The organism is Alkalibacterium sp. s-m-28 (genome assembly GCF_054658175.1).
In genome coordinates, this window is sequence record NZ_BAAGIQ010000409.1 from 1 (window position 1) to 255 (window position 255).

Annotated in this window: 1 protein-coding gene; it reads left to right on the plus strand. The window is 39.2% G+C overall.

Going from position 1 to position 255, the window contains the following annotated elements:
* On the plus strand, positions 1-255 hold a 255-nt coding region (locus tag ACYQ4S_RS12790), incomplete at both ends, for a transposase (protein WP_459771563.1).

Below are 255 nucleotides of genomic sequence, written 5' to 3' on the forward strand. Positions count from 1 at the left end.
GCCTAGGGCTCAATGATCAAGGGAAAGAGATTAAAGCAAAAATCATTTTTGTTAAAAATCGCAACAGTAAGGGCAAGCGTAATTGGCTAGCGTTATTATCCACAGATATCGAGATGGAAAATGAAGAAATCATTCGTCTATACGGAAAACGGTGGGACATTGAGACGTTCTTCAAGTACTGTAAATCTTATTTACAGCTCGGGAAAGAAGTCTACGGACGAAAATATGACATCATGATTGCCCACACAACGATTG